Raw genomic sequence first — 23,667 nt, forward strand, 5'->3', positions numbered from 1 at the left:
GCGGAAAGTGCAAGATCGCGGCGGAGGGGGGGAGGGAGGGAGGGAGGGAGGGAGGGAGGGAGGGAGGGAGGGAGGGGCCAGGGCGGGGTCAGGACGGGCGGGGGGCGAAGCCGTAGGGGAGTTCCAGGCGGTGGGCCGTCAGCAGCGCCTCGTCGGACAGGAGGTCCGCGGTCGGGGCGTCGGCGACGATCCGGCCGCCGTCCAGGATCACCGAGCGGGGACACAGCTCGGCCGCGTACGGCAGGTCGTGCGTGACCATGAGCAGCGTCACCGGCAGGGCGCGCAGGATCTCCGCCAGCTCCCGGCGGGCGGCCGGGTCGAGGTTCGACGACGGCTCGTCCAGCACCAGGATCTCCGGGCGCATGGCCAGCACAGTGGCCACCGCCACCCGGCGCCGCTGCCCGAACGACAGGTGGTGCGGGGCGCGGTCCCGGTGCGCGCTCATCCCGACCGCCGCGAGCGCCTCGTCGACCCGGGCGGCCAGCTCGGCGCCGCGCAGGCCCAGGTTGGCCGGGCCGAACGCCACGTCCTCGGCGACCGTGGGCAGGAACAGCTGGTCGTCCGGGTCCTGGAAGACGATGCCGACGCGGCGGCGTACCTCGGCCAGCGTGTCCCGGTCCCGGGTGACGGTGAGGCCGCCGACGCTCACCGTGCCCTCGGTCGGGGTGAGGATGCCGTTGAGGTGCAGCACGAGCGTGGTCTTGCCGGCGCCGTTTGGCCCGAGCAGCGCCACCCGATCGCCGCGCGGCACGGTCAGGTCCACGCCGTGCAGGGCGACGTGACCGTCCGGGTACGCGTACCGGACGCCGCTGACGTCCAGGGAGGGCGGCTGCTGCACGTACCCGATCATTGCAGGACGAGCGCGACGGCGGCGATGGTGGCCGCGATCGCCGGCACCGTCGCGGCGACCGCCCACTGGCCGGCGGTGGCCGCGCCGGCCCCCTGCCACACCGCCGGCATCCGGCCGGTGTAGCCCCGCGAGAGCATCGCCAGGTAGACCCGCTCGCCGCGCTCGAACGCGCGCAGGAACAGCGCGCCGACCCCGGCCGCGAAGCCGCGCAACTGCCACAGGAACCGCGGGTCGTCGCCGCGCGACACCCGCGCCACCCGCATCCGGCGGGCCTCGCCGACCAGCACCTCCAGGTAGCGCAGCATGAACGTGGCGATCTGGGTGAGGATCTGCGGGCACCGCAGCCGGTCCAGGCCGAGCAGCAGGTCCCGCGTCGTCGTGGTCGCCGCCAGCAGAAGCGACGCGAGTACGCCGAGCGTGCCCTTGGCGAGGATGTTGAACGCGCCGTGCAGCCCGTCCACGGACAGGGCGAGCCCCGCCACCTCGACCCGCTCCCCCGCCCCGAGGAACGGCAGCGCGAACGCGAACAGCACGAACGGCAGCTCGATCAGCGCCCGGCTGAGCAGCCAGCGCGGGCCGACCCGGGCCAGCGCGGCCACCACGGCGACCAGGAGCGCGTACCCGCCGAAGGCCCAGTACGCCTCCCGGGGCGTGGCCACCACCGCGACGGTGAACAGCACCATCGCGGCGATCTTCACCTCGGGTGGAAGGCGGTGCACCGGCGAGCCGGACTCGCGGTAGAGGACGTGCGCGTGCCCGGCGCCCATGGTCAGCGGCTGCCGGTGGACGGGGTCGCTGCGTCGTCCGCCGGGTCGGCGCTCGCGGTGGTCGTGTCACGCGCCCCGGGGCCGGCGGACGTGGCGGGCGTGGCGGGGCCGCGGCGGCGGGCCAGCCAGAACAGGCCGGCGCCGAACGCGAAGGTGAGCAGCACGCCGAGCACGCCGGACAGGCCGGTGGAGACGAAGTCGTTGCCGATTCCGCGTACGCCGTAGTCGGCCAGCGGGCTGTCCGCCAGCTCGTGGTCCTTCGCCTCCTGAGCCGGGCAGCTGCCGCCGGTGATCTCGTCGTCGGCGTTCACCGTGCAGCCCTTGAGCAGCGAAGAGTCGAGCCCGTCCGGGTGCGAGGAGGCGTAGTTGCTGACCACGCCCGCCAGCAGCAGCGCCACCAGCAGGCCGCCGAGAAGGAACGGCCACTGACGCTTGCTCATCGGGCACCTCCGGCGACCGGGACGGCGGGAGCCGGCGTGACCGGCTTGAGGGCGCGCAGCGCGTACACCAGGTCGGGCCGGACCTTCGCCACGGTGACCACGGTGGTCGCGGTGATCAGGCCCTCGCCGATGCCGATCAGCAGGTGGGCGAAGGCCATGGTGCCGGCCAGGCCGGTCAGGTTGCCGCCGAGGTCGGTGGTGCCGCCCAGCCAGTACTGCAGGACGAAGCCCTGGGACGCGACCACCACGCTGACCAGCGCGGACACGAACGCGGTCACCGCCAGGCCGGCCGGGGTACGCGGCAGCACACGCAGCAGGAGCGCGATCAGCAGGTACGCGGCGGCGGTGCCGAGCAGCGCCATGTTGGTGATGTTGAGGCCGAGCATCGCCACGCCGCCGTCGCCGAAGACCAGCGCCTGCACGATGAGCACCACGGCCACGCAGAGCGCGCCGACCCAGGGGCCGACGAGCATCGCCGCGAGCGCGCCCCCGAGCAGGTGGCCGCTGACCCCGGCGGTGAAGATCGGGAAGTTGAGCATCTGCACGGCGAAGATGAACGCCGCCACCAGCCCGGCCATCGGGGCCAGCCGGTCGTCGAGGTCGGCTCGTCCCCGCATCACGCAGAACGCGAGCGCGGCGAGGGCGAGAGCCGCGAAGATCGCGGCGACCGGACCGTTGATGATCCCGTTGGAGATGTGCATCGCCAGGGTGTCCACGCGCTCAGCGTATTTCCAGGAAGGCACTGTTGCCAATATCTGGCAACAACCTCATGATGGCCGTCACCGCGTCCGCGCGTCGCCGTCCGCCGACCGCACCGGCCCGGCGGTATCGTCACCGCCATGACCGACCGCCTCAAGCCCGGCGACCCCGCCCCCGAATTCACCCTCCCCACCGACGACGGCGGGACACTCTCCCTGGCCGACCTGCGCGGCCGCAAGGTCATCCTGTACGCGTACCCGGCCGCCATGACGCCCGGCTGCACCAAGCAGGCATGTGACTTCCGGGACTCCCTCGCCTCCCTGCAGGCCGCCGGCTACGAGGTGGTGGGCATCTCGCCGGACAAGCCGGCCAAGCTGGCGAAGTTCCGCGAGCGGGACGCGATCACGTTCCCGCTGGTCTCCGACGCGGACAAGGCGGTGCTGACCGCGTACGGCGCGTTCGGCGAGAAGCAGATGTACGGCCGCACGGTCACCGGCGTGATCCGCTCGACGTTCGTCGTGGACGAGGACGGCAAGATCGAGCAGGCGTTCTACAACGTGCGGGCCACCGGCCACGTCGCCAAGCTGCGCCGGGATCTCGGGCTCGACTGAGGTCGGCGCGCGGTCCGGCTCGTGACGGCCGCGCCGCAGTGGTGACCCCGAATGTGGTCTACGATCCGGAGGCTGTGACACCGGTCCGCGGGCGGTGGTCACGATGAAGGGGCCGTAGCCCAACGGCAGAGGCATGCGGTTTAGGTCCGCACCAGTGCGGGTTCGAATCCCGCCGGCCCTACCAGTCGCCGGTGCCACGCGCACCGGCGACTGTCGGGAAGGTCACGAACGCGGGTCCGCACCGCGTCGCCACGAGCAGGATTACGGCGTGGACCTGCGTTTCTCCCTCGACCCCGACCTGACCCCCGAGCTGCGCGAACAGATCATCGCGCTCTGGGTGGACGTGACGAACGCCGGCGGCGCCGTCGGCTTCGTCGCCCCCGTGACCGCCGACGAGGTACGCCCGCTCGCCACCTCCACGCTCGACGAGGTCGCGGACGGGCCGGACCGGCTACTCGTCGGCCACGAGGGCGAAAAGCTGGTCGCGGTGCTGGTCATCGCCGACAACCGGTTCCACCTCAAGACGCACTGGCGGGTGCTCAAGCGCGTCATGGTGCACCCCGACACGCAGGGGCGCGGCCACGGCGCGGCGCTGATGCGCGAGGCCGAGCGGATCGCCCGAGGGCTGGGCCTGGCGGCGCTGCACGTGACGGTCCGCGACGGGCTGGGGCTGGACCGCTTCTACAAGCGCCTCGGCTACCGCGAGATCGGCCGCCTCCCCGCAGCGCTGCGCCTGTCCGCCACCGACGCCCGCGACGAGATCCTCATGTGGCTGGACCTCCCCACCCCAACCTGACCCCCCCGACTCGCCCCGCCCCGCCTCCCCCCGCCCTCGCTGATCTTGCACTCATGGCCCCGGCAGATCGGGCATTCACGACACGCACGGGTCCCCAAGTGCAAGATCAGCGAGGGCGGGGGCGAGGGGCGGGCGAGGGCTAGGCGCAGCTTGTGGGGGTGGGTGGGGTGGCGGCTGCCTGCACGACGGGGTCCGCGAGGGCTGACGTGGGGGCCGCGGGGGTGGGGGTGGATGCGGTCGGGGTCGGGGTGGACGGGGGCGGGGAGGTGGGGCGGGGCTTCTTCGGGGTGGGCGTGGTGGCGGCGGGCTTCGCGCCGTACATCCGGACCGCGCTGCGCTGCACCTGGCCCGGGAGCATCCGGACGCCGGTGGCGGTCGCGCGGTTGCCGTACACGTCGGTGACCCGGATCGTGTACGGGCCGGGGCCGGCGCCGGAATCGATCAGCCAGTAGTTGTAGTCCTGCCGCTGGGCCGCCCGCCACGATCCGTTCTGCCGGACCTCGACCGAGCGCAGCGGGTTGCCGTGGTCACCGACCAGGACGGCGAACCACCACTGCGACGAGCCCTCCTTCATGCGGAAGGTGAGCGGCCCGGGCAGCGGCGGGTTCACCACGGCCCGGTAGCTGACCTTCACCACGCCCTGCACCGGGTCGGCGATCCGGGCGAACGCTTCCGCGGACAGGTCGAGGTGGCCGGGGGCGCACTCCGGGCACTGGTCCATGACGAGCACCCGGACCGTGCCGCGCGGACCGGTGACGTCGAGGAACCCGCCGCAGGAGGCGCCGGCCGCGTACTCGCCCGGGCCGAGCGCGACGTACATCCGGTTGGCCGGGGCGGCGGGGCGGGAGCAGTTGCCGCCGGCGCCCGCGGAGTCGTAGAAGGTGGCCTTGCCGCTGCGGGTCGTCCCACCGACGGGCGGAGCGGCGCCGAGTGGACCCGCCGCCAGGACCGGGACGCCGGCGGGTGGAGGCGGGGCCGCGCAGGCGGGGGCGGCGCCGCCGCGTACCGCGAGGGCGACAGCGACCGCCGCCGCGACGGTGACCAGACCGGCGGCGGCGAGCCGGCGACGGCGCGTGGCCGCACGGCTGGCGGGCGCGTGGTCGTCGGTCGGCGGGTGGGGTACGGTGCCGTCGGTCACGCCGGTCGATGCTGCCGGACCGGCGTGCCGCCGGACAAGCGAGCTAAGCGAAAGCTAAACCGGCGCGGCGGCTAGTACGGCCGGACCGCGCGGGCGGTGGCGACGATGCCGGCCAGCTCGTCGGCGAGGTCGGGGCGTCCGCGCAGCGAGTCCTCCAGGCGGACGCGCCACACTCCGGTCTCGACCGGGATCCGTTCGTCGCCGGACCAACGGACCCGGTCGCGGGTCTCGTCGAGGGCCGCCCATGTGGCGGGGCCGAGCAGATCGCCGAGTACACGGTAGAGCCAGCGGAACAGTTCCTCGTCGTGGATCGACGCGCCGATGACGCGGGCCGCGTCCCACGCCACCCGGGGCTGGTGGATAACCTGCATCTCGACTCCTCGGTCGACCTGGCTGCCTCACCATCATCGATCCGTGACGCTCCTCACGGCAAGGCCCGGCACGCCGGTCGTGCGGCTCGCCGACCGGTGCCGAGGCCCACCGCCTGCCGTCCGAGGGTCCCCCCGCGGCGCAGCGCGAATCAGTAGCATCGCAGCATGTCAGATCGCCATCAGCTCGCCGATTCCGACGCCCGCTCCGGGGTCTCCGATGTGGAGGCGGGCGAGCCGGTGCGGGAGAAGGCGCCGCGCCGTCGCCGGGGCCGCCGGATCGCCCTGATCGTGCTGCTCGTGATGGTGCTGCTCGCCGGCGGGGGCGCGCTGGCCGGCGGCCTGTACTACCGCTCCGTCGACAAGTCGATCGAACGGGTCGACGCCTTCGAGGGCGTACCGGAGGAGTCGCGCCCGCAGGTCGAGGTCAAGGGCGCCATGAACATCATGATCCTGGGCAGCGACTCCCGCGACCCGGAGAGCACCGGCGGTTCGCGCAGCGACACGATCATCCTGGCCCACCTGCCGAAGGACCGGTCGAGCGCCCAGCTCATCTCGATCCCGCGGGACACCTGGACGGCCGTCCCGAAGTCGAAGGAGGGTCGCGGCGGTCGCGACGCGAAGATCAATGCCGCGTACGCCTGGGGCGGTGTGCCGCTGATGGTGCAGACGGTGGAGAAGTTCAGCGGCGTACGGGTGGACAACGTGGCGATGGTGGACTTTGCCGGCTTCAAGGAGATCATCGACGCGCTGGGCGGTGTCGAGATCGACGTGGAGAAGGGGTTCACCACGAACTACTCGCTGATCGGCACGCGGACGTTCAAGAAGGGCCGCCAGACCATGGACGGCGCCGCCGCGCTCGACTACGCGCGGGAACGGCACGCCTTCCCCGACGGCGACTTCGCCCGCATCCGGCACCAGCAGCAGGTGATCAAGGCCATTCTGGACAAGGCCGCCTCGGGCGGGGTGATGACCAACCCGGCGAAGCTCAACTCGTTCGTCCGCGCCACGTCGAACTCGGTGGCCGTCGACAAATCACTGTCTCTGGTGGACCTCGCGATGGAGATGCGTGGCCTGCGCAGCGGCAATCTGACGTTTTTCACCTGCCCGGTGAAGGGGACCGGCCGGGTCGGCAGCGAGAGCGTCGTGTTCCCGGATCCGGCGCGCGCGAAGACGCTGTTCGACGCGGTCCGCCGCGACTCGGTCCCGGAGATTCTCGCCGTCAGCGGAAAGTAGGACGTCGATCTGCCATGCCGGTGGTGGCGGCGCGGCGGGGCCGCTCGTATCCTGCGATCGTCGTCGGTCTCCGCATCCGGGCCGGCGGCGTCACGGGGGAGGATCGACAATGCCACGCCTTCCGGCGTTCGAGCATCCGGCCGCGCCGTCGAGCGATCCGCCGATGAACAGCGGCCTGGACACGACAACGGTCCTGCCCTACGCCGGGTCGCGGGCGTCGACGCGTACCCGATGGGTGCGCGCGTGGATGGTGACCGCGCCCATCGACGTGGCGGCGCTGCTCGCGCCGCTGCTGCTGACCCAGAACTACTGGCGCGGCACGCTGGCCAACGCGGCCCTGACGGTGGGCTTCTTCGCGGCGGGCGGACTGTACCGGCCGCGCCGGCACATCAGCATCCTGGACGAGCTGCCGAGCCTCGGCGGGCGGCTGCTGGCCTCCGGCGCGGTGGTGGCGATCATCGCGGCGCTGCGGCACGACTCGGTGCCGCACGTGAGCGGCTTCGTCCAGGGCGTCGCGTTCTCCGCCGGCCTGGTGATCGTCGGGCGCGCGCTGAACAGCCGGCTCGTCCTGCTGGCCCGTAAGCGCCGGTGGGTGGAGCGCAACACCATCGTCATCGGCGGCGGTCCGATCGGCGGGGAGCTGGCCCGGCTACTGCGCCGCCACCCGCAGTACGGGCTGCGGTTCGTCGGCGCGGTGGACGCCCCGTCGAGGCCCCGCATGGGGGCGTTGCCGCTGATCGGCACGATCGACGACCTGGAGAAGCTCACCGACATGCTGGAGTGCGAGGTCCTGGTCATCGCCGACCCGGACTGCTCCGAGTCGGAGCTGATGGAGTCGCTGCTGCGTCCGGCCAGCTCGCGGTGTGACCTGTGGGCGGTGCCCCGGCTGTGGGGCTCGCGGTCGCAGGGCGGCTACCCCGACCACATCGGCGCCATTCCGATCGTCAAGATCGGCGACACCACGCTCACCGGCCCCCGGTGGCGGCTCAAGCGGGCCTCGGACGTGGTCTTCGCGGTGACCGCGCTGGTGGTGCTGAGCCCGCTGCTGCTGCTCTGCGCCCTCGCCACGTTCCTCGACGGCGGCCGGGGCGTGTTCTTCCGGCAGGAGCGCATCGGCCGGTTCGGCAAGCCGTTCCACGTCATCAAGTTCCGGTCGATGCGCCCGGAGGACGAGCACGAGTCGCAGACGACCTGGTCCATCGCCCACGATCAGCGGGTCGGGCCGATCGGGCGGTTCATGCGGCGCACCTCGCTGGACGAGCTGCCGCAACTGTGGAACATCCTGCGCGGTGAGATGAGCGTGGTGGGGCCCCGCCCGGAGCGGCCGTACTTCGTGGAGAAGTTCTCGGTGGAGTACCCGACCTACGCGATGCGGCACCGCGTACCGGTCGGGCTCACCGGGCTGGCGCAGGTCAGCGGCCTGCGCGGGGACACGCCGATCTCGGACCGGGCGCGGTTCGACAACTACTACGTCGAGAACTGGTCGCTCTGGCTCGACATCAAGATCGTGCTGCGTACCGTCAGCGAGGTGTTCCGGGGCGGTGGAGGCTGAGCGCCTCGGCCAGGTCGGCGTACCAGTCCCCCGGCGGCGGCAGCTTCGCCGCGGCCCACCGGCCGTGCGCGAGCACGCTGTAGCGGGGACGCCGCGCCGGGCGCGGGAAACTGTCGCTGGTGGTGGGCCGGATCCGGTCCGGGTCCAGGCCGCGCAGGGCGAACACGGCGCGGGCCAGGCCGTACCAGGTGGTCTCGCCGGCGGCGGTGCCGTGGTACGTCCCGGGCGCCGCGTCGCCGGCCAGCGCCGCGTCGGCGAGCGCCACGAGCCGCTCCGCGAGACGGTACGACCAGGTGGGCTGCCCGCGCTGGTCGTCCACCACGTCGAGCCGGTCGCGTTCGGCGGCCAGCCGCAGCATCGTGGTGACGAAGTTGCGGCCGTGGGTGGCGTAGAGCCAGGCGGTACGCACCACGTACCCGGTCTCGGGCAGCAGCCGGGCCACCGCAAGCTCCCCGGCGAGCTTGCCGCGCCCGTACGCGTTGACCGGGCCGGTCGGGGCGTCCTCCGGGTACGGCTCGACCGCGTCCCCGGCGAACACGTAGTCGGTGGAGACGTGCACCAGGCGCGCGCCGGACCCGGCGCAGGCGTGGGCCAGGTGGGCGACCGCGTCGCCGTTGACAGCCGTGGCGTCCGCCTCGCGGGTCTCCGCGCCGTCCACGTCGGTCCACGCTGCGGCGTTGAGCACCACGTCGTGCCCGCTCACCGCGTCCCGGACGGCGTGGGCGTCGGTGACGTCGAGGCCGGCGCGGGTGGCGGCGGTGACCGACAGGTCCGGCCGGGTCCGCAGCACGGCGAGCAGGTCCCGCCCCAGCATGCCGCCCGCGCCGGTGACGAGCACCCGGGTCACCGGTGGCCGGCCGTCTTCAGCGGTTCCCACCAGGCCCGGTTGTCCCGGTACCAGCGCACGGTCTCGGCCAGCCCCCGGTCGAGGTCGATGGTCGGGGCGTACCCCAGCTCGTCGCTGATCTTGCTGATGTCCAGCGAGTAGCGGCGGTCGTGGCCCTTGCGGTCGGTGACCGGGACGACCCGGTCCCAGCCGGCGTCGCAGGCGGCCAGGAGCCGCTCGGTGAGCTGCCTGTTGGTCAGCTCGGTGCCGCCGCCGATGTGGTAGACCTCGCCGGCCCGCCCCTTCTCCTGGACCATCGCCACGCCCCGGCAGTGGTCGTGCACGTGCAGCCAGTCCCGCACGTTGCCGCCGTCGCCGTAGAGCGGCACGGTGCCGCCGTCGAGCAGGTTCGTCACGAACAGCGGGACGACCTTCTCCGGGTACTGGTACGGCCCGTAGTTGTTGGAGCAGCGCGTCACCACCACGTCCAGGCCGTGGGTGCGGTGGTAGGCCAGCGCCAGCAGGTCGGACCCGGCCTTCGAGGCGGAGTACGGCGAGTTCGGCGACAGCGGCCAGTCCACCGTCCAGGAGCCGGAGTCGATCGAGCCGTACACCTCGTCGGTGGAGACGTGCACGAACCGGCCGGCGCCGTGACGCAGCGCGGCGTCCAGCAGCGTCTGGGTGCCGAGCACGTTCGTGGTGACGAACGGCGCCGCGCCGGTGATCGAGCGGTCCACGTGCGACTCGGCGGCGAAGTGGACGATCACGTCGTGGCCGGGCACCACCTCGTCGACGAGCGCCGCGTCGCAGATGTCGCCGTGCACGAAGCGCAGGCGCGGGTCGTCGCGTACCGGGGCCAGGTTCGCCAGGTTGCCGGAGTAGGTGAGCTTGTCCAGCACGGTGAGCGCCGTGGGCGCCGTCGCGGGCACCCCGGCCGCGTCGCCGCCGGGCACGCCCAGCAGCATCCGCACGTACTCCGACCCGATGAAGCCGGCGCCGCCGGTGACGAGGATCCTCACGGGTGGAGGAGTCTACGCCGTACCCGCAGCGCAGGCGGGACGTCGACGGGCCACGGTGGTGACGGCGTCACGGGTAGTCTCCGCGAGTGCGTGGAATCCTTCTCGCCGGCGGCACCGGGTCCCGGTTGTGGCCGATCACCCGGGCCGTCTCCAAGCAGCTGATGCCGGTGTTCGACAAGCCGATGGTCTACTACCCGCTCTCCACTCTGGTGATGGCCGGCGTGCGGGAGATCCTGGTGGTGACCACTCCGGAGGACCGCGCCCAGTTCGAGCGGCTGCTCGGCGACGGCAGCCAGTGGGGGCTGCGGCTGGCGTACGCCGAACAGCCCCGTCCGGAGGGCATCGCGCAGGCGCTGGTGCTCGGCGCGGACTTCATCGGCGACGAGTCGGTGGCGCTGATCCTCGGCGACAACATCTTCCACGGCGTCGGGCTCGGCCGGCAGCTCGCCCAGCACGGCGAACCGGCGGGCGGCCGGGTCTTCGCGTACCCGGTGGCGAACCCGCAGGCGTACGGCGTGGTCGAGTTCGACGCCGACGGCCGGGTGCTCTCGATCGAGGAGAAGCCGGCCCGTCCCCGGTCCCGGTACGCGGTGCCCGGCCTCTACTTCTACGACAACCGGGCGGTCGACATCGCCCGCAAGCTGACGCCGAGCGCGCGCGGCGAGCTGGAGATCACGGCGGTCAACGAGACGTACCGGGCGTGGGGCGAGCTGACCGTGACGGTCCTCGACCGGGGCACGGCGTGGCTGGACACCGGCACGTTCACCTCGATGATGCAGGCCGCGGAGTTCGTCCGGGTGATCGAGGAGCGCCAGGGCATGAAGATCGGCTGCGTCGAGGAGGTGGTCTGGCGGTCCGGGCTGATCGACGACGAGCGGCTGCGCGTGCTCGCCCATCCGCTGACCCGCAGCGGCTACGGCGAATACCTGTTGGGCCTGCTGGCCGAGCGGAGCGGGACCGAAGGATGAAGATCCGGCCGCTGAGTATCGAGGGGGCGTGGGAGATCACGCCCCGGCAGCACGGCGACTCCCGCGGGTTGTTCATGGAGTGGTACCGGTTCGACCGGCTCGCCGAGGTGGTCGGGCGTCCGCTGCGGCTGGCCCAGGGCAACCTGTCCGTCTCCGCGCGGGGCGTGGTCCGCGGCATCCACTTCGCCGACGTCCCGCCCGGCCAGGCCAAGTACGTGACCTGCGTACGCGGGGCCGTGGTCGACCTGGTGGTGGACATCCGGGTGGGCTCGCCGACGTTCGGCCGGTGGGAGGCGGTGCGGCTGGATGACGTCGACCGGCGAGCCGTCTATCTCAGCGAGGGCCTGGGGCACGGTTTCTGCGCGCTGACCGACGACGCCACGCTCAGCTATCTCTGCTCCACCACCTACAACCCGGGCGCCGAGCACACGGTGCACCCTCTCGACCCGGACCTGGCGATCGACTGGCCGGCCGAGGCGCCGGTGCTGTCGGCCCGGGACGCCGCCGCGCCGAGCCTGGCCCACGCGCGTACGGCCGGGCTCCTGCCCGACTACCGCAGTACCCGCACCTGTGCCGCACCGTTCGGGGGCGACGAGTGACAGGCGGTTCGCTGGTCGACGCCGCGCAGTCCTCGTCGGACCCCGGCACGACGCCTCCGTCCGGGCGCCGGGCGGCCGGTCTGCTGCGGCGGCTCGTCGCGCCCGAGCGCCTCTATCTCGGCGCGCTGGGACTGACCGGCCTGGCGGCGGTCATGTCGGTGGCGCTGCCCGCGGCGGAGCGCGGCGAACTGTCGGCAAACATGGTGAGCGCGACGCTCGGCGCGGCCGTCGGCGGGCTGTCGCTCGACACCTTCCTCATCTCGCGTCCGGCCGGCTGGGTGCAGTCCCGGGGACGGGCGTACGTGATCGCGATCCTCGGCGTCGCCGTACTCCTCTCCGGTGTCGCCGCCGCGCTGCTCACCGCGGCGGCGGGCGTCGGCGCCTATCTGGTCGGCGTCGGGTCCGCGGTGGGTCTGACCGTGTTCAACACGGTCTCGTCGCTCGCCCTGCGGCAGCGCAGCTTCCGGCTGGTCTACGCGATGCGCGCGGCGAGCGGCGCGGTCCTGGTCGCCGGGTACGCCGCCCTCTACGCCGCCGGCCGGCTCGACGGCGGCGTGTGGAGCATGGTGTGGCTCGCGGTGCAGTGGCTCAGCGCCTTCGCCGTGTGCGGCCTGGTCCTGGTCCGGCTGCGGCGGGCCGGCGCGGCCCCGGCGCCCACCTCGACCGGCGCGGACCTCCGGGCCGACCTGCTCGCGGCCGGGAGCCTGCACCTGGGCATCTTCGCGCAGATGATGACGCTGCGGTTCAACCAGGTCCTGGTGGCCCGGTTCGCCGGGGCCGGTCCGCTCGGCGTCTACGCGCTGGCGGTCGCCGCCCTGGAGTTCGCGCAGGCCGGAGCCGTGGTGCGGGCACAGCGCATCCTCGCCGACCGGGACGGCGGGAACGGCCCGGACCCGACGCGGGCGGTGGTGACGGCGGCCCTGCCGATCGCCCTGGCCGCGATCGTCGGGCTCGGCGTGCTGGGCTTCCTGGCGCCGGAGTACCGGCACGCCTGGCTCCTCGGGCTGCTGCTCCTGCCGGGCTCGCTGGCCACGGCGGCCGGAAAGAGCTGGAGCGCCCTGCTGCTGAAGCGGCGGGGTGAGAGGGCGACCACTGTGGTCGCCGTGGTCACGTCGGCGGTCGCGGTTCCGGCATACCTCGGCGTCATCCCGTGGGCCGGTGTGGTCGGGGCGGCGATCGCCTCCTCGCTCGCCTACGCCGTACACGCGTTCGCGTCGAGAGCGAGCCTGCGCCGGGCGCAGCCGCCGAATCCTGGGATGGTGTGAGTTGGACGTCTCGATCGTGGTTCTCGCCTGGGAGGACTTCCACCGCACCCGCGACTGCGTGCTGTCCCTGCCCGCCGAGGCCGAGATCGTCGTGGTGGACAACGGCAGCTCGGCGGAGATCCGCGAGGCGCTGAGCGAGTTCTGCGCCCAGCAGGGCGTCACCTACGTCCAGTCCGGCTCGAACCTGGGGTACGCCCGCGGCATGAACCTCGGCGTACGGCACACCAGCAGGGCGCACGTCATCCTCTCCAACAACGACATCGTCGTGCACGGTGACGCGGTGGCCCGGCTGCTGACAGCTTTGGAGGACCCGGAGGTGGGCGCCGCCTTCCCCGCTGTGGTGACGCCGGAGGGCGTGCCGCAGACCGAGGGCGGCCGGTTCCTGACCATGGGGGTCGGGCTGGGCCACGCCACCGGGCTGAGCCTCGTGGTGCCGCGCCTGCGGATCGTCGCGCCCCCGGAGCAGGCGGACTGGCTGACCGGGCCGTTCGTCGCGCTGCGGCGCAGCACCTTCGACGCCATCGGCGGAGTCGACGAGACGTCGTTCTTCTACTCCGAGGACATGCGGCTGTGCTGGGCGGTACGCCGGCAGGGCAAACGGCTGGCGTACGTGGCCGACGCCGTGATCATGCACGAGGACGACGCGACCGCCAAGCGCCGCTGGTCGGCGGAGGAGATCTCCGAGCGGCGTACCCGGGAGTTCATCCGGGCCAGCCGGGACCTGGGCGGCCGCCGTGGTCGCGTGGCGGCCACCGCGTACGTCTGCGGCATCCTGCTGCGGGCGGCGGTGGGCCGCGACTCCGTGCGCCGCGCGATCGCGCGCGGGGCCGTCGCGGGGCTGCGTGCGTCGTGAAGGTGCTCTTCGTCTGCACGACCGGTGGCTCCGGGCGGCGGCAGCTGGGCGGCGCGGAACGGATGCTCGCCGAGCTGGTGCCGGCGCACGCCCGTACCGGTGTCGACGTGGTGGCCGCCACCTCGGACGACGAGGTGGGCCGGTCGCTGCGCGAGGCCGGGGTGCCGTGGGTCGGGCTGGGCGCGACCAGCCGGATCGACCTCGGCTACGCGCGTCAGATCCGCCGTCTCGTCCGCGAGGTGAAGCCGGACGTGGTCTGCGCCCACCTGCTGTCCGCCGCGATGCACGCGCGGGCCGCGCTCAGCCTGGACCGCACCCCGCTCGTGGTCACCCTGCACAACAGCCTCTGGCAGTACCGGGACACCGCCGGGTCGTGGCAGCAGAGGGCCGCCACCCAGTCCAACATCACGCTGGACCTGGCGATGCGCCGCCTCCGGCCGCACGCGACGGTGGCGGTGTCCGAGTTCGAGGCCACCGAGCTGCGTCAGCGGGGCCGCGTCCGGAACGTCCACCTGATCCCCAACCCGCTGCCGGCCGACTGGCCCGCCCCGAAACCCGCCGACGCGCCGGCACCCGGCCGGCGTCCAGTGGTCGGCTACCTGGGCCGGCTGGAACGGGAGAAGGGCGCGGACCTGCTGGCCGAGACCGCCGCGCACCTGCCGGAGATGGACGTCCGGGTCGCCGGGGCCGGCTCGCTGCCGATCGCGGCCCGGCCGAACCTGGAACTCGTCGGCCGGGTCGTCGCGGCGGACTTCCTCCGCGGGATCGACTGCCTCCTGGTGCCGTCGCGGGTCGAGTCGTTCGGGCTCAGCGCGTTGGAGGCGCTGTCCCTGGGCGTACCGGTGGTGCACACCGGGGCCGGCGGGCTGGCCGAGGTCACCCGGCACGCCACCGGCACGCTCGCCGTCCGGGCCGACCCCAGCCCCGCCGCGCTGGCCGGCGCCGTCCGCCGGGCGCTGGCCCAGGCCGGGCCCGCCGAGGAGCGGCGGGGCGTGGCCGAGTGGTACGCCCAGGAGTACGCCTTCGACCGGTGCGTGACGCGCTGGCAGAGCCTGTACCGGTCGCTGCGGTGACCGCCGTGGAACTGACTGTCGTCACGGTGCTCTACCGGTCCGCCGGCATGCTCGCCGAGACGCTGCCCACCTGGGTACGCAGCGCCGAAGGGCTGCCGGTGCGGTTCGTCTTCGCCGACAACTGGCCCGAGGACGGCTGCGCGGAGATCATCGCGGGTTGCCTCGACCAGGACCGGTACCGGTACCTTCCCGACTCGTCCAACCCGGGGTTCGCGGCCGGCTGCAACCGGGCCGTCGCGGCCACCACCACCGGCCACGTGCTGCTGCTGAATCCGGACGTCTGGCTGCCCGACGGCGCGCTGGCCCGCATCTGCGCCGCCGTCGCGGAGGACCCCGGCACCCCGGTCGCGGTCGGCCTGGCCATGCACGGCGGCGAGTACGTGGGCATCGACCTGAATCCGGTCTCGCTGTTCATCGACCGGTCCGCCACGACGGCACGGGCGCCACTGGGCCCGTCCGGCGGCGCGGCGGTCTTCCCCACCGAGCTGTACCGCAGGTTCGGCGGGTTCTACGAGCACCTGTTCGCCTGGGGTGAGGACGCCGACCTCGCCCTGCGGCTCCACGCCTCGGGGGTTCGTACCCGGGCGCTGGATCTGATGCTGCCGCACGCCGGTGGGCACAGCGTCGACGGCGACGACCGGCTGCAGGGATTCCGGGCCTTCCTCCTGGCCCGCAACCGGCTCCTGGTCGCGGCGCGCACGCTCACCTGGCCGCTGCTGCTCGTCGCGCTGCCGGTCCTCGCGTTGGCGCACGTCGCACTCGCCGCCCGGCGGGTCCGCCAGGGCCTGCTGCGGCCGTTCCTGCGCGGCGTGGGACACGGCCTGCGGCAGGGGCCGGCCGCCCGCCGACAGTGGACCGGCAAGCGGTTCGGCTTCGCGACCCTGCTCAGCTATCTGACAGTTCGGAGAGCGTGATGACGGGACACCCGTGGAGTGTCGTGACTGTCACCTACAACTCGGCGGACACGCTGCGCCGCTGCTGGCGCGGCGAGAAGCCGTACGAGTGGATCGTGGTGGACAACGCGTCGTCCGACGACTCGGCGGCGGTGGCCCGGGAGCTGGGCGCGCGGGTCGTCCGGCTGCCGGAGAACGTGGGCTTCTCCCGCGCCAACAACGTCGCGCTGCACGAGGCCGCCGGCAGGTACGTCCTCTTCGCGAACCCGGACCTGGAGGTCCGCCCGGACGGGCTGGAGGCGCTCGCGCGGCACCTGGACGCGCACGGCGGACTGGTGGCGCCCCAACTGCTCTCCACCGACGGGACCCCGCAACCAAACGGGCGTGGCTTCCCGTACGCCACCGCGAAGCTCGGCAACCGGAAGCTGTGGCCGCTGTCCCGCCTGCACGAGTCGTACCGGATGGTGGCCGAGCCGGGCGAGGTCCGCTACGTCGCCTGGCTGATGGGGGCGGCGGTCGCCGGACGCACCGGGGACCTCGTCGAGCTGGGCGGATGGAACGAGCGTTTCTTCCTCTACTACGAGGACCACGAGCTGGGCCTGCGGGCGTGGCAGCGCGGTTTCCCGGTCGCCCTGCTCGGTGACGTGCGGTGGACCCACCACTGGGCGCGGGCGACGAACTCGGTGCGGTGGTCACCGGCGCACACGCTGGAGTTGCGCAGCGCCCGGATCTTCTTCGGCATGTTCCCCGAGTTCCTGGTCGGCCTGCCGCCGGCTGCCCGCCGGCACCACCGGGCGGCCGGGCTGATCGGTTCACGGGTGCCCGCGCCCCGCCCGCCGGTGGCCGGCTGAGCCGGGTCGGTCCGCGTGTCTCCCCTCCTGAAGGCCGCCGTCCGGCGTGCGCTCGTGTCGCAGCCGCTGGCGAGCGCGTACCACGGGCGGGCCAACGGTTTCGGCGCGCTGCGGCTCGTCTTCGCGCTGGCCGTGGTGCTGTCCCACACCGCCGCCCTCGGGTTCGGGCGTCCGCTGCTGCACCGGGTCGACCTGGGCGCCCTGGCGGTGGCGGGCTTCTTCACGATCTCCGGTTTCCTCGTCGTCGGCTCGGCGCGACGCAACTCGGTGCCCCGCTTCCTGTGGCACCGGGCGCTGCGGATCTGGCCCGGGCTGTGGGTCTGCCTGCTGTTCACCGGCCTGGTCGTGGCGCCCCTGCTGTACCTCGACCGGCACGGCACGCTCGACGGGCTGTGGCGCAGCCCGGGCGGCGTGCTCGACTACCTGCGACTGAACTGGTGGGGCGGGCTGCGGCAGTTCGGCATCGCCGACCTGCTGCGCGGTGACACGCCGTACTGGCACTGGCAGGGCGGGAACACGATCAACGGGTCGTTGTGGACGCTCGCCTACGAGATCTACTGCTATCTGGCGGTGGCCGTCCTGGCCGCGCTGACCGTCCTGCGCCGGCAGCTCCGCTGGGTCACGCTGCTCGCCGTGGTCGCGGTGTTCGGCGTCCTCTGCTGGAACCACCTCCAGCCCGGTGCGGCGCTCTGGACCAGCGGGGCGGTCGGTCCGCTGCCGATGCTCGGCGCGCTGCAGAAGACCTACCTGCTCTGGTTCGGGTTCATGTTCCTGGCCGGCGGGGCCGCCGAGCTGTACCGCGACCGGCTGCCGATGAACGACCTGCTCGGCGTGCTCGCGCTCGGCACGGTCGGCTGGCTCGCCGTGCGGGGCGACTTCGTCGGCCCGGGGGTGTACGCCGTCGACGGGGCGTTCTTCGCACCGGCGCTGCTCGCCTACGCGTACGCCGTCCTCTGGCTCGCCGTACGGCTGCCGCGCGTGCTGCACCGCGTCGGCCGCGACAACGACTACTCGTACGGGGTCTACATCTACTCGTTCGTGGTGCAGCAGGTGCTCGCCAAGTTCGGCCTGCCGGCTCTCGGCGTGGCCGGGTTCTTCCTGGTCAGCGCCGTGCTCAGCCTCGGGCTGGCGATGCTCTCCTGGCATCTGGTGGAGAAGCCGGCGCTGCGGGGAAAGGACTGGACGCCGCCCGCGCTGCGCGAGCCGCCGGACGATCGGCCGGGTCAGGACGGTCCCGACGTGCCTGCACTGCCCGGGCGCGCGGCGGGCGCCGAGCCGGATCCGGCCGCCGCGCCGGCCGCTGGCTGACGGGGGCCGGCGGCGGCTTGCGCGCCAGGTTGCCGGCGACGCGGCACCGGTAGCGCCCGCGCCGACAGGGACGGGTTGTCGGCGGCGCCCAGCGCGACCGCCAGGAGCAGCACGGCTACGGCGCCCAGCCACAGCCACACGTCGAAGAAGAAGATCTGGGCCGCGAACCCGACCAGCAGGAGGCGGGCCGGCAGCGACCGGAGGTGCCGGTAGAGCAGCACCAGCAGCGCCAGCAGGCAGGCCAGTCCGATCAGGCCGAAGTTGTACCAGAACGTCAGGTAGGTGTTGTCGAAGACCTGGGCCTGGCCGTCGCCGATGCCGACGTTCTCCAGGAAGCGCACGTTGGCCTCCGGCCCGTTGCCGAAGACGACTGTGGACCAGTCGCGGGTGATGCCGTCCCAGACCACGCTCATGCGCGTGAAGCGTGCGTCGGCGCTGGCCGGGTCGGAGATCCGTGATCCCGCCACGTCGACGGAGTCCACGGCGCTGGCGGTGGGCGCGGCCGAGGTCGGCGCGACTGGCTCCGGCGGCAGGGAACTCGCCGCCGGAGGCGCCGGAGCGGCCGGGCTCGGCGCGGCCGGGCTCGGCGCGGCAGGGCTCGGCGCGGCCGGGCTCGGCGTGGCAGCGGGCGATTCGGGGGCCGGCGCCGCCGAACTCGCTGCCGGAGCGGCCGGGCTCGGCGTGGGTGCGGCGGTGGTGGTGTCGGGCCGCAGGGCCGGCGGGTTGACCGCCACGAGCGTGAAGGTGACCGCGGCGACGGCGGCAGCGGCGCCCAGGCCGCGCCAGCTGACCTTCCGCCACTGGAAGAACAGCCAGAGCCAGAGCGCGAGAACCGTGCCCACCCAGGCGCTGCGGGTGCCGGAGAGCACCAGGCCGACGAGGTTGGCGGTGACCGGCACGTACCAGAACCGGCCCCGGAGCGTCAGCGCGACGAGCACCATGGCCATGGCGAACGTGCCGTAGATGATGGGGTGCCCGGACAGGCCCACCGCCCGGGTCGCGTCGAACGCCGAGGTGTAGGTCCAGTCGTACGCGAACTGGTCGAAGATCGGCCAGCTCCGGGAAGCGGTCTGGTACTTGGCGAACACTGCCACGGCGACGCTGAACCAGGTGAGCGCCTCCGCGATCCGCCGGACGGCCCGCCGGTCGTGCCGTGCCTCCTCGGCGAGGTGCCAGGCCAGCACGCCGAAGCACAGCAGGGGCGCGACGCCGACCGCGATCGGCTTCACCCCGTGCCAGTGGACCAGCCCCGCGAGCACCGCGCACGCCGGGAGCAGAAGCGCCGCCGCGAGCGCCTTCGGCGGCCACCCGTCGCGTTCGGCGCGCAGCACCCGCCCCCACGCGGCGAGGAGGAACAGGACCAGCAGCAGCGCGTACGAGGGATTCGTCGGATAGCCGACGTCGATGGTCACCGGGACGGCGAACGCGATGACGAAGACCGCCCAGGTGATCCGGACCGGGTCCGTCAGCACCCAGCCGAGCAGGGCGCCGACGGCGACCCCGAGCGCGAGCTGCCACCTGCCCGTCAGCAGGAACCCGGCCGCCAGAACGACGAGGCCGAGGCCGAGGTAGCGGACCCTGCGCTCCACGCCCCTGATCCGGTCAGCCAACACGCGCACCGCACGATCGTACGGATCAGCAGTGGCCGATCGGCACCAGCCCCGGGGACGGGGACGCGGACCCGCAGTTCCGGGCCTGTCGACGCACCTGAGTGGTGGGTTAGGGTGACGGCCGGTCGGCAGGCGGGGATAGGGATCTACGTGGTGACACGGGTGGAACCAGCCGATGTGGACAGAACCGGCGCGGCGGCGGGCCGACCGCCGGGGCCCCGCCCGATCCTGTGGGACAGCACCGCCGTCCTCGCGCTGCTGTGCCTGCTGCCGATCCTGCACGACGTCAAGACCATGCTCGGCGCGCCGTACTGGCTCGACGAGGCGTGGGTCGCGCTGTCCGTCCGGTTCCCGCTGGGCGACCTGCCGGTCACCACGTCGTCCAGCCCGCTCGGCTGGAGCTTCCTGCTGCGGCTGGTGCCCGACCCGGACGACCTGCGGCTGGTCACCCTGGCGTTCCAGGGGCTCGCGGTCGTGGCGGCGTACGGGCTCGGCAGGTCGCTGCGGTGGTCGACGCCCGGCCGGGGCGTGGTGGCCGGCGCGGCCTGCGCGGCGGCGGTCCTGCTGCTCCCCGCCCAGCAGGTGCGCCACGACCTCAAGCAGTACACCGCCGACGCCGCCGTGGCCGTGGGCGTGCTCGCCCTGGTCGCCTGGGTCGAGCAACGGTGGTCGCGGCGGCGGCTCAACGTGCTGACCGCCGCCGTCGCCGCGGGCATGCTGGTCAGCCACGTCACCGCGATCGTGGCGCCGTGCGCGTTCGGCGGGCTGCTGCTGGTCACCACGGTCCGGCGGCAGTGGCTACGCCTGGTCGAGGTGGCGGTGGCCGGGCTCAACGCCGGGCTGGTCCTCACCGGCGTCTACTTCGGCATCTCGATGCAGGGCCGCAACGTACCCATGCAGCAGTTCTGGGCCGGCAACTTCCCCGGCGTCACCGAGCTGCCCGGCTACCTGGCGCGGCAGGTCGACACGCTGATGCCGGTGGTCGGCGCGCCCGGGCTGGTGGTGGTCGCCCTGCTCGTGGCCGGCACGCTGACGCTCCGCCGGCACGGCCGGCCCGCCGCCGCGGTCGCCGTGATGCTCCTGCCGGTGGTGGCGACGATCGTCGGCGTCGCGAAGGTCTATCCGCTGCTGGAACTGCGTACCTCGCACTTCCTGCTCGTCACCGCCGCCGCGGTGGCCGGGCTCGGGGTCGCCGGGTCGGCGAGCCGCGCGGCCGACCTGGCCTGCCGCCGGCTCCCCCGGGTGCGGCCCGCCGTCCTGGCCGCTGCCGCCTGCGCGGTAGTGCTCGGGGGGTACGCGGCCGGCAACAGCCACTGGTACCGGTTCGACGGGAACGAGCCGGGGCTCTACTACACGGCGATCGCCGTCACCGACGTGCGTTCGGCGACCGAGTACGTGGCCCGGCACCGGCTCCCGAACGACGTCGTGGTCATGAACAACGCGGCCTGGTACGGGTTCGCGTTCTACTCCCGGCACGAGCGGCTGAGACTGGTGGTGCCGCACGGCAACACGGTGGGCTGGTGGGTCGACATGCCCGACCGGCCCGACGTCGTGGTGGTGCCCGGCCACGACACCACTGCGGTGCAGGCCGGTCTCCGGCACGCGGTCGAGCTGGCGGCCGAGCGCGGCGACGGGGCGCGCGTCTGGCTGATCCGCTCGCACGTCGTCGGCGACGAGGTGGACGCCTGGCGGCAGGCGCTCGCCGCCTACCGCGTCGAGCAGGTCACCGGCGGGGTCGAGCCGGTCGCGCGGATCAGCGCCGCATGACGCGGCGCGGCGGTCAGCTGCCGCGCTGCCACAGGTCGCGCAGGGCGTCCCAGTCGCCGTCCACACCGTCCTTGCAGAGCGTCTCGATGTAGAAGGCCCCCTGCATGTCGTCGGGGTCCCACCAGACGCCGCAGATCGCCCGGCCGTCCTCGCCCTCGAAGGCGTACTCGACGTAGCTGCCGGGCTTGCCGGTCACCCCGCCCTTCGTGGTGCTCGCCTCGCGCAGCCCCGGCGCCAGCGAGCCGCCGGCGAGGTTGAGCTGCTGGCGGTACGCCCGCGCGGTGTCCTTCTGCTTCTGTCCCGGGTAGAGCGTGAAGTGCAGCCACGCGCCGCCGTAGTGGCAGAACACGTGCCCCTTCTCGTCCGCCGGCAGCTTCGGGGCGCCCGGCTGGTCGTAGACGGTGCAGCCGCCGATCCGGGTCAGCCAGGGCTCGACCAGCGGGGCCAGCTCACCCTCGAACTTGGCCTTGTTGATGGCGAGCTGCGTGGCCTCGTAGGGCGGCAACGACGGGCTGGCCGACGGCGTGGGCGTCGCGGCCTCCTTCTCGCGCCCTGCGCCCAGGAAGAACCCGGCGGTGCCGGCGACCAGGGTGAGCACCAGGGCGCCGACGATCGAGATCCAGTCGCGCCGCTTCGGCGCCGGCTGCACCGGGGCGATCCGGCGTCCGCCGGACGGGTCCAGCGGGTCGGTGGCCACCGGCGCCGAGCCGACGGCGGGTGGCGCGGAGACGGCGGACTGCGCGGGGACCCCGGAGGTCGCGGAGACGGCGGCCGGGGACATCGGCGCGCCGGAGATCGGCTGAGCCGCCATCGCCCAGGGCTGCGGAACCCACGGCAACTGGGACGGCGGGGAGACCGGGGCGGCGGCCGGGGGCGGCGGGAGCATCTCGGCCGTCGGGGTGCGCTGGTAGTCCATGCCGAGGCTGCGGAACAGCCGCTCGGCCGCACCTTCCTCTTCGGACGGGTACGCGATCCAGGGCTCGGCGGCGGCGAAGTCGGCGTTGACGTACCGGTGGCCGCCGGGGGTCTGGGCCAGCACGTTCGCCGCGTTGGCGAACGCCTCCCGCCAGCGCTGGTCACCGGCGGCGGCGCCTTCGAGGACGGCGACGGTGACCGGGCGGTCCTGCCCGTCGAGAGCCGCCCACGCCCGGCCGACCTGGCACTCGCCCAACGTCTCGGTGAACCTGTACGGCCCCTCCGGCTGCATGCCCCACTCCTCTGTTCACCCGCCGTGCGGATAGTACAGAGAGCACGCTCATCGGACCTCCCTGCGGTCGCGCGACGCTTGCGCTCTGAAAGTTTTCATGCATAGAGTCGGCTCGTGAATGAAAGCGGTGCGGCCTCCCCTGACCGCCTGCTCGACCTCTTCCACGGCGTACGGCTCACCCCGACGCAGCGCCGCATCGCGCACTGCCTGGTGCGGCACGCGGGCGCGGCGGCGTACCTGTCCGCCGCCGAGGTGGCCGAGCTCGCAGGCGTCAGCCAGCCGTCGGTGACCCGGTTCGCCATGGCGCTCGGCCACGACGGCTACCCCGCGCTGCGCCGCCGCCTGCGCGAGCTGGGCGCGCGCGACGCCGCCGACCAGGACCGCGCCGGGAACGCCCTGCAACGGGCGGTGCGCGCCGAACGGGACAACCTCGACCGGCTCGCCGCGCAGCTCGCCGACGCCGACCGGGTCGCCGAGGTGGGCCGCCTGCTCGCCGCCAGCCGCCCGCTGCCGGTGCTCGGGCTGCGGGCCGCCGCGCCGCTGGCCGCCTACTTCGCCTACTTCGCGGCGAAGGTGCACCCGGACGTACGGGTGTTCGACGACGGCGGCAGCATGCTCGTGGACCGCCTGGACCAGGCGGTGGCGGCCGGCGCGACGGCCATGCTCGCGTTCGTGCTGCCCCGCTACCCCCGGGAGACCCTGGAGGCGCTGCGCGAGGCCCGGGACGCCGGCCTGACCGTCGTGGCGATCACCGACTCGCCGGTGAGCCCGGCCACCGAGCACGCCCAGGTGGTGCTGCCCGCCGCCGTCGGCGCCGACCTCGTCTTCGACCTGCACACCGCACCGATGACCCTGGCCATGGTGGTGCTCCAGGCGATCTGCGACGCCGCACCGGCCGAGACCCAGGACCGGCTCGAGGCGTTCGAGTCGTCCGCCGCCCGCCGCCAGTTGTTCCTCGGCTGAGAGGAGTA

The 23,667-nt window shown here is 73.5% G+C and carries 24 protein-coding genes and 1 tRNA gene; 15 read left to right on the top strand and 10 right to left on the bottom strand.

Going from position 1 to position 23,667, the window contains the following annotated elements:
- Positions 1–88: 88 nt before the first annotated feature.
- Genes DQE82_RS02360 through DQE82_RS02375 form a run of 4 tightly spaced genes read right to left on the bottom strand, consistent with a single transcriptional unit; the run spans position 89 to position 2,773 of the window.
- Entirely contained in the window at positions 89–850 is a 762-nt protein-coding gene (locus DQE82_RS02360; protein ID WP_113971884.1) for an energy-coupling factor ABC transporter ATP-binding protein, read from the bottom strand.
- Positions 847–1,617: a cobalt ECF transporter T component CbiQ gene (cbiQ, locus tag DQE82_RS02365; RefSeq protein WP_043326150.1), complete on the bottom strand. Its 771-nt coding sequence runs from the start codon at positions 1,615–1,617 to the stop codon at positions 847–849. The genes DQE82_RS02360 and cbiQ overlap by 4 nt, the downstream gene beginning before the upstream one ends.
- Before the next feature lie 2 nt (positions 1,618–1,619).
- Entirely contained in the window at positions 1,620–2,057 is a 438-nt protein-coding gene (locus DQE82_RS02370; RefSeq protein WP_064446938.1) for a PDGLE domain-containing protein, read from the bottom strand.
- Positions 2,054–2,773, bottom strand: a complete 720-nt coding sequence (locus tag DQE82_RS02375) for an energy-coupling factor ABC transporter permease (RefSeq protein WP_043326154.1) — start codon at positions 2,771–2,773, stop codon at positions 2,054–2,056. The genes DQE82_RS02370 and DQE82_RS02375 overlap by 4 nt, the downstream gene beginning before the upstream one ends.
- Positions 2,774–2,896: 123 nt before the next feature.
- On the opposite strand from DQE82_RS02375, the gene bcp reads away from it, so the two are divergent.
- The 3 genes from bcp to DQE82_RS02390 all read left to right on the top strand — a co-directional run bounded on the left by bcp (position 2,897) and on the right by DQE82_RS02390 (position 4,163).
- Complete coding sequence (bcp, locus tag DQE82_RS02380) at positions 2,897–3,367, top strand: thioredoxin-dependent thiol peroxidase (RefSeq protein WP_043326156.1); 471 nt, start codon at positions 2,897–2,899, stop codon at positions 3,365–3,367.
- A gap of 108 nt (positions 3,368–3,475) precedes the next feature.
- Positions 3,476–3,551, top strand: a tRNA-Leu gene (locus tag DQE82_RS02385).
- An 84-nt stretch (positions 3,552–3,635) separates the two neighbouring features.
- Positions 3,636–4,163 carry a GNAT family N-acetyltransferase gene (locus DQE82_RS02390; RefSeq protein WP_064446937.1) on the top strand — a complete coding sequence of 176 codons (528 nt, stop codon included), beginning with the start codon at positions 3,636–3,638 and terminating at the stop codon, positions 4,161–4,163.
- A gap of 139 nt (positions 4,164–4,302) precedes the next feature.
- Here DQE82_RS02390 and DQE82_RS31360 read toward each other — a convergent pair whose 3' ends face one another.
- Both DQE82_RS31360 and DQE82_RS02400 read right to left on the bottom strand, forming a co-directional pair.
- On the bottom strand, positions 4,303–5,301 hold the full coding sequence (locus DQE82_RS31360; protein WP_113971885.1) for an expansin EXLX1 family cellulose-binding protein: 999 nt from the start codon (positions 5,299–5,301) through the stop codon (positions 4,303–4,305).
- A gap of 71 nt (positions 5,302–5,372) precedes the next feature.
- Entirely contained in the window at positions 5,373–5,672 is a 300-nt protein-coding gene (locus DQE82_RS02400) for a hypothetical protein (protein ID WP_043326160.1), read from the bottom strand.
- 165 nt (positions 5,673–5,837) lie between these two features.
- Here DQE82_RS02400 and DQE82_RS02405 point away from each other — a divergent pair, with 165 nt between their 5' ends.
- Together DQE82_RS02405 and DQE82_RS02410 are read left to right on the top strand one after the other, a co-directional pair.
- Positions 5,838–6,905 carry an LCP family protein gene (locus tag DQE82_RS02405; protein WP_043326162.1) on the top strand — a complete coding sequence of 356 codons (1,068 nt, stop codon included), beginning with the start codon at positions 5,838–5,840 and terminating at the stop codon, positions 6,903–6,905.
- Positions 6,906–7,014: 109 nt separating this feature from the next.
- Positions 7,015–8,457 (top strand): sugar transferase, encoded by a 1,443-nt coding sequence (locus DQE82_RS02410; RefSeq protein ID WP_069087512.1) that lies wholly within the window; start codon positions 7,015–7,017, stop codon positions 8,455–8,457.
- Here the strand turns inward: DQE82_RS02410 and rfbD are convergent.
- A complete protein-coding gene (gene rfbD / locus DQE82_RS02415) occupies positions 8,426–9,304 on the bottom strand; it encodes a dTDP-4-dehydrorhamnose reductase (RefSeq protein WP_030501823.1) in 879 nt (292 codons plus the stop codon). The two genes, DQE82_RS02410 and rfbD, sit on opposite strands and share 32 nt — an antisense overlap.
- Positions 9,301–10,302, bottom strand: coding sequence for a dTDP-glucose 4,6-dehydratase (gene rfbB / locus DQE82_RS02420; RefSeq protein ID WP_113971886.1), 1,002 nt, complete (start codon positions 10,300–10,302; stop codon positions 9,301–9,303). The genes rfbD and rfbB overlap by 4 nt, the downstream gene beginning before the upstream one ends.
- 86 nt (positions 10,303–10,388) lie before the next feature.
- Between rfbB and rfbA the strand changes: the two genes are divergently transcribed.
- The 8 genes from rfbA to DQE82_RS02460 are packed head-to-tail and all read left to right on the top strand — an operon-like array spanning position 10,389 to position 18,112.
- Positions 10,389–11,270 carry a glucose-1-phosphate thymidylyltransferase RfbA gene (gene rfbA / locus DQE82_RS02425; RefSeq protein ID WP_043326169.1) on the top strand — a complete coding sequence of 294 codons (882 nt, stop codon included), beginning with the start codon at positions 10,389–10,391 and terminating at the stop codon, positions 11,268–11,270.
- The gene (locus DQE82_RS02430) at positions 11,267–11,869 is read left to right on the top strand and encodes a dTDP-4-dehydrorhamnose 3,5-epimerase family protein (RefSeq protein WP_064446934.1); all 603 of its coding nucleotides are present in this window, start codon (positions 11,267–11,269) and stop codon (positions 11,867–11,869) included. The genes rfbA and DQE82_RS02430 overlap by 4 nt, the downstream gene beginning before the upstream one ends.
- Positions 11,866–13,134, top strand: coding sequence for a hypothetical protein (locus tag DQE82_RS02435; protein ID WP_233514568.1), 1,269 nt, complete (start codon positions 11,866–11,868; stop codon positions 13,132–13,134). Before DQE82_RS02430 ends, DQE82_RS02435 begins: the two co-directional genes overlap by 4 nt.
- 1 nt (position 13,135) lies before the next feature.
- Positions 13,136–13,987 carry a glycosyltransferase gene (locus tag DQE82_RS02440; RefSeq protein WP_113971887.1) on the top strand — a complete coding sequence of 284 codons (852 nt, stop codon included), beginning with the start codon at positions 13,136–13,138 and terminating at the stop codon, positions 13,985–13,987.
- Complete coding sequence (locus tag DQE82_RS02445; RefSeq protein WP_113971888.1) at positions 13,984–15,060, top strand: glycosyltransferase family 4 protein; 1,077 nt, start codon at positions 13,984–13,986, stop codon at positions 15,058–15,060. Before DQE82_RS02440 ends, DQE82_RS02445 begins: the two co-directional genes overlap by 4 nt.
- A gap of 5 nt (positions 15,061–15,065) precedes the next feature.
- Positions 15,066–15,974: a glycosyltransferase family 2 protein gene (locus DQE82_RS02450; RefSeq protein WP_233514569.1), complete on the top strand. Its 909-nt coding sequence runs from the start codon at positions 15,066–15,068 to the stop codon at positions 15,972–15,974.
- Between the two features lie 23 nt (positions 15,975–15,997).
- On the top strand, positions 15,998–16,804 hold the full coding sequence (locus DQE82_RS02455) for a glycosyltransferase family 2 protein (RefSeq protein ID WP_231915517.1): 807 nt from the start codon (positions 15,998–16,000) through the stop codon (positions 16,802–16,804).
- 15 nt (positions 16,805–16,819) lie between these two features.
- Entirely contained in the window at positions 16,820–18,112 is a 1,293-nt protein-coding gene (locus DQE82_RS02460) for an acyltransferase (protein WP_113971890.1), read from the top strand.
- Here DQE82_RS02460 and DQE82_RS02465 read toward each other — a convergent pair.
- The gene (locus DQE82_RS02465) at positions 18,028–19,731 is read right to left on the bottom strand and encodes an O-antigen ligase family protein (RefSeq protein ID WP_147265114.1); all 1,704 of its coding nucleotides are present in this window, start codon (positions 19,729–19,731) and stop codon (positions 18,028–18,030) included. The two genes, DQE82_RS02460 and DQE82_RS02465, sit on opposite strands and share 85 nt — an antisense overlap.
- Before the next feature lie 153 nt (positions 19,732–19,884).
- Between DQE82_RS02465 and DQE82_RS02470 the strand changes: the two genes are divergently transcribed.
- On the top strand, positions 19,885–21,489 hold the full coding sequence (locus DQE82_RS02470) for a hypothetical protein (protein ID WP_147265115.1): 1,605 nt from the start codon (positions 19,885–19,887) through the stop codon (positions 21,487–21,489).
- 13 nt (positions 21,490–21,502) lie between these two features.
- Here the strand turns inward: DQE82_RS02470 and DQE82_RS02475 are convergent, their stop codons facing one another.
- Positions 21,503–22,696, bottom strand: coding sequence for a hypothetical protein (locus tag DQE82_RS02475; RefSeq protein WP_113971893.1), 1,194 nt, complete (start codon positions 22,694–22,696; stop codon positions 21,503–21,505).
- A gap of 114 nt (positions 22,697–22,810) precedes the next feature.
- Here DQE82_RS02475 and DQE82_RS02480 point away from each other — a divergent pair, with 114 nt between their 5' ends.
- On the top strand, positions 22,811–23,659 hold the full coding sequence (locus DQE82_RS02480) for a MurR/RpiR family transcriptional regulator (RefSeq protein ID WP_113971894.1): 849 nt from the start codon (positions 22,811–22,813) through the stop codon (positions 23,657–23,659).
- Positions 23,660–23,667 lie beyond the last annotated feature (8 nt).

The sequence above is a fragment of the Micromonospora sp. LHW51205 genome (genome assembly GCF_003315815.1).
In the GTDB taxonomy this organism is placed as follows: domain Bacteria; phylum Actinomycetota; class Actinomycetes; order Mycobacteriales; family Micromonosporaceae; genus Micromonospora; species Micromonospora chalcea.

Bases quoted from the DNA above. Each gene is read 5' to 3' on its own strand.
- DQE82_RS02475 (WP_113971893.1), bottom strand. From the start codon at position 22,696: ATGCAGCCGGAGGGGCCGTACAGGTTCACCGAGACGTTGGGCGAGTGC.
- DQE82_RS02430 (WP_064446934.1), top strand. From the start codon at position 11,267: ATGAAGATCCGGCCGCTGAGTATCGAGGGGGCGTGGGAGATCACGCCC.
- DQE82_RS02370 (WP_064446938.1), bottom strand. From the start codon at position 2,057: ATGAGCAAGCGTCAGTGGCCGTTCCTTCTCGGCGGCCTGCTGGTGGCG.
- cbiQ (WP_043326150.1), bottom strand. From the start codon at position 1,617: ATGGGCGCCGGGCACGCGCACGTCCTCTACCGCGAGTCCGGCTCGCCG.
- DQE82_RS02410 (WP_069087512.1), top strand. From the start codon at position 7,015: ATGCCACGCCTTCCGGCGTTCGAGCATCCGGCCGCGCCGTCGAGCGAT.
- DQE82_RS02400 (WP_043326160.1), bottom strand. From the start codon at position 5,672: ATGCAGGTTATCCACCAGCCCCGGGTGGCGTGGGACGCGGCCCGCGTC.
- bcp (WP_043326156.1), top strand. From the start codon at position 2,897: ATGACCGACCGCCTCAAGCCCGGCGACCCCGCCCCCGAATTCACCCTC.
- DQE82_RS02405 (WP_043326162.1), top strand. From the start codon at position 5,838: ATGTCAGATCGCCATCAGCTCGCCGATTCCGACGCCCGCTCCGGGGTC.
- DQE82_RS02360 (WP_113971884.1), bottom strand. From the start codon at position 850: ATGATCGGGTACGTGCAGCAGCCGCCCTCCCTGGACGTCAGCGGCGTC.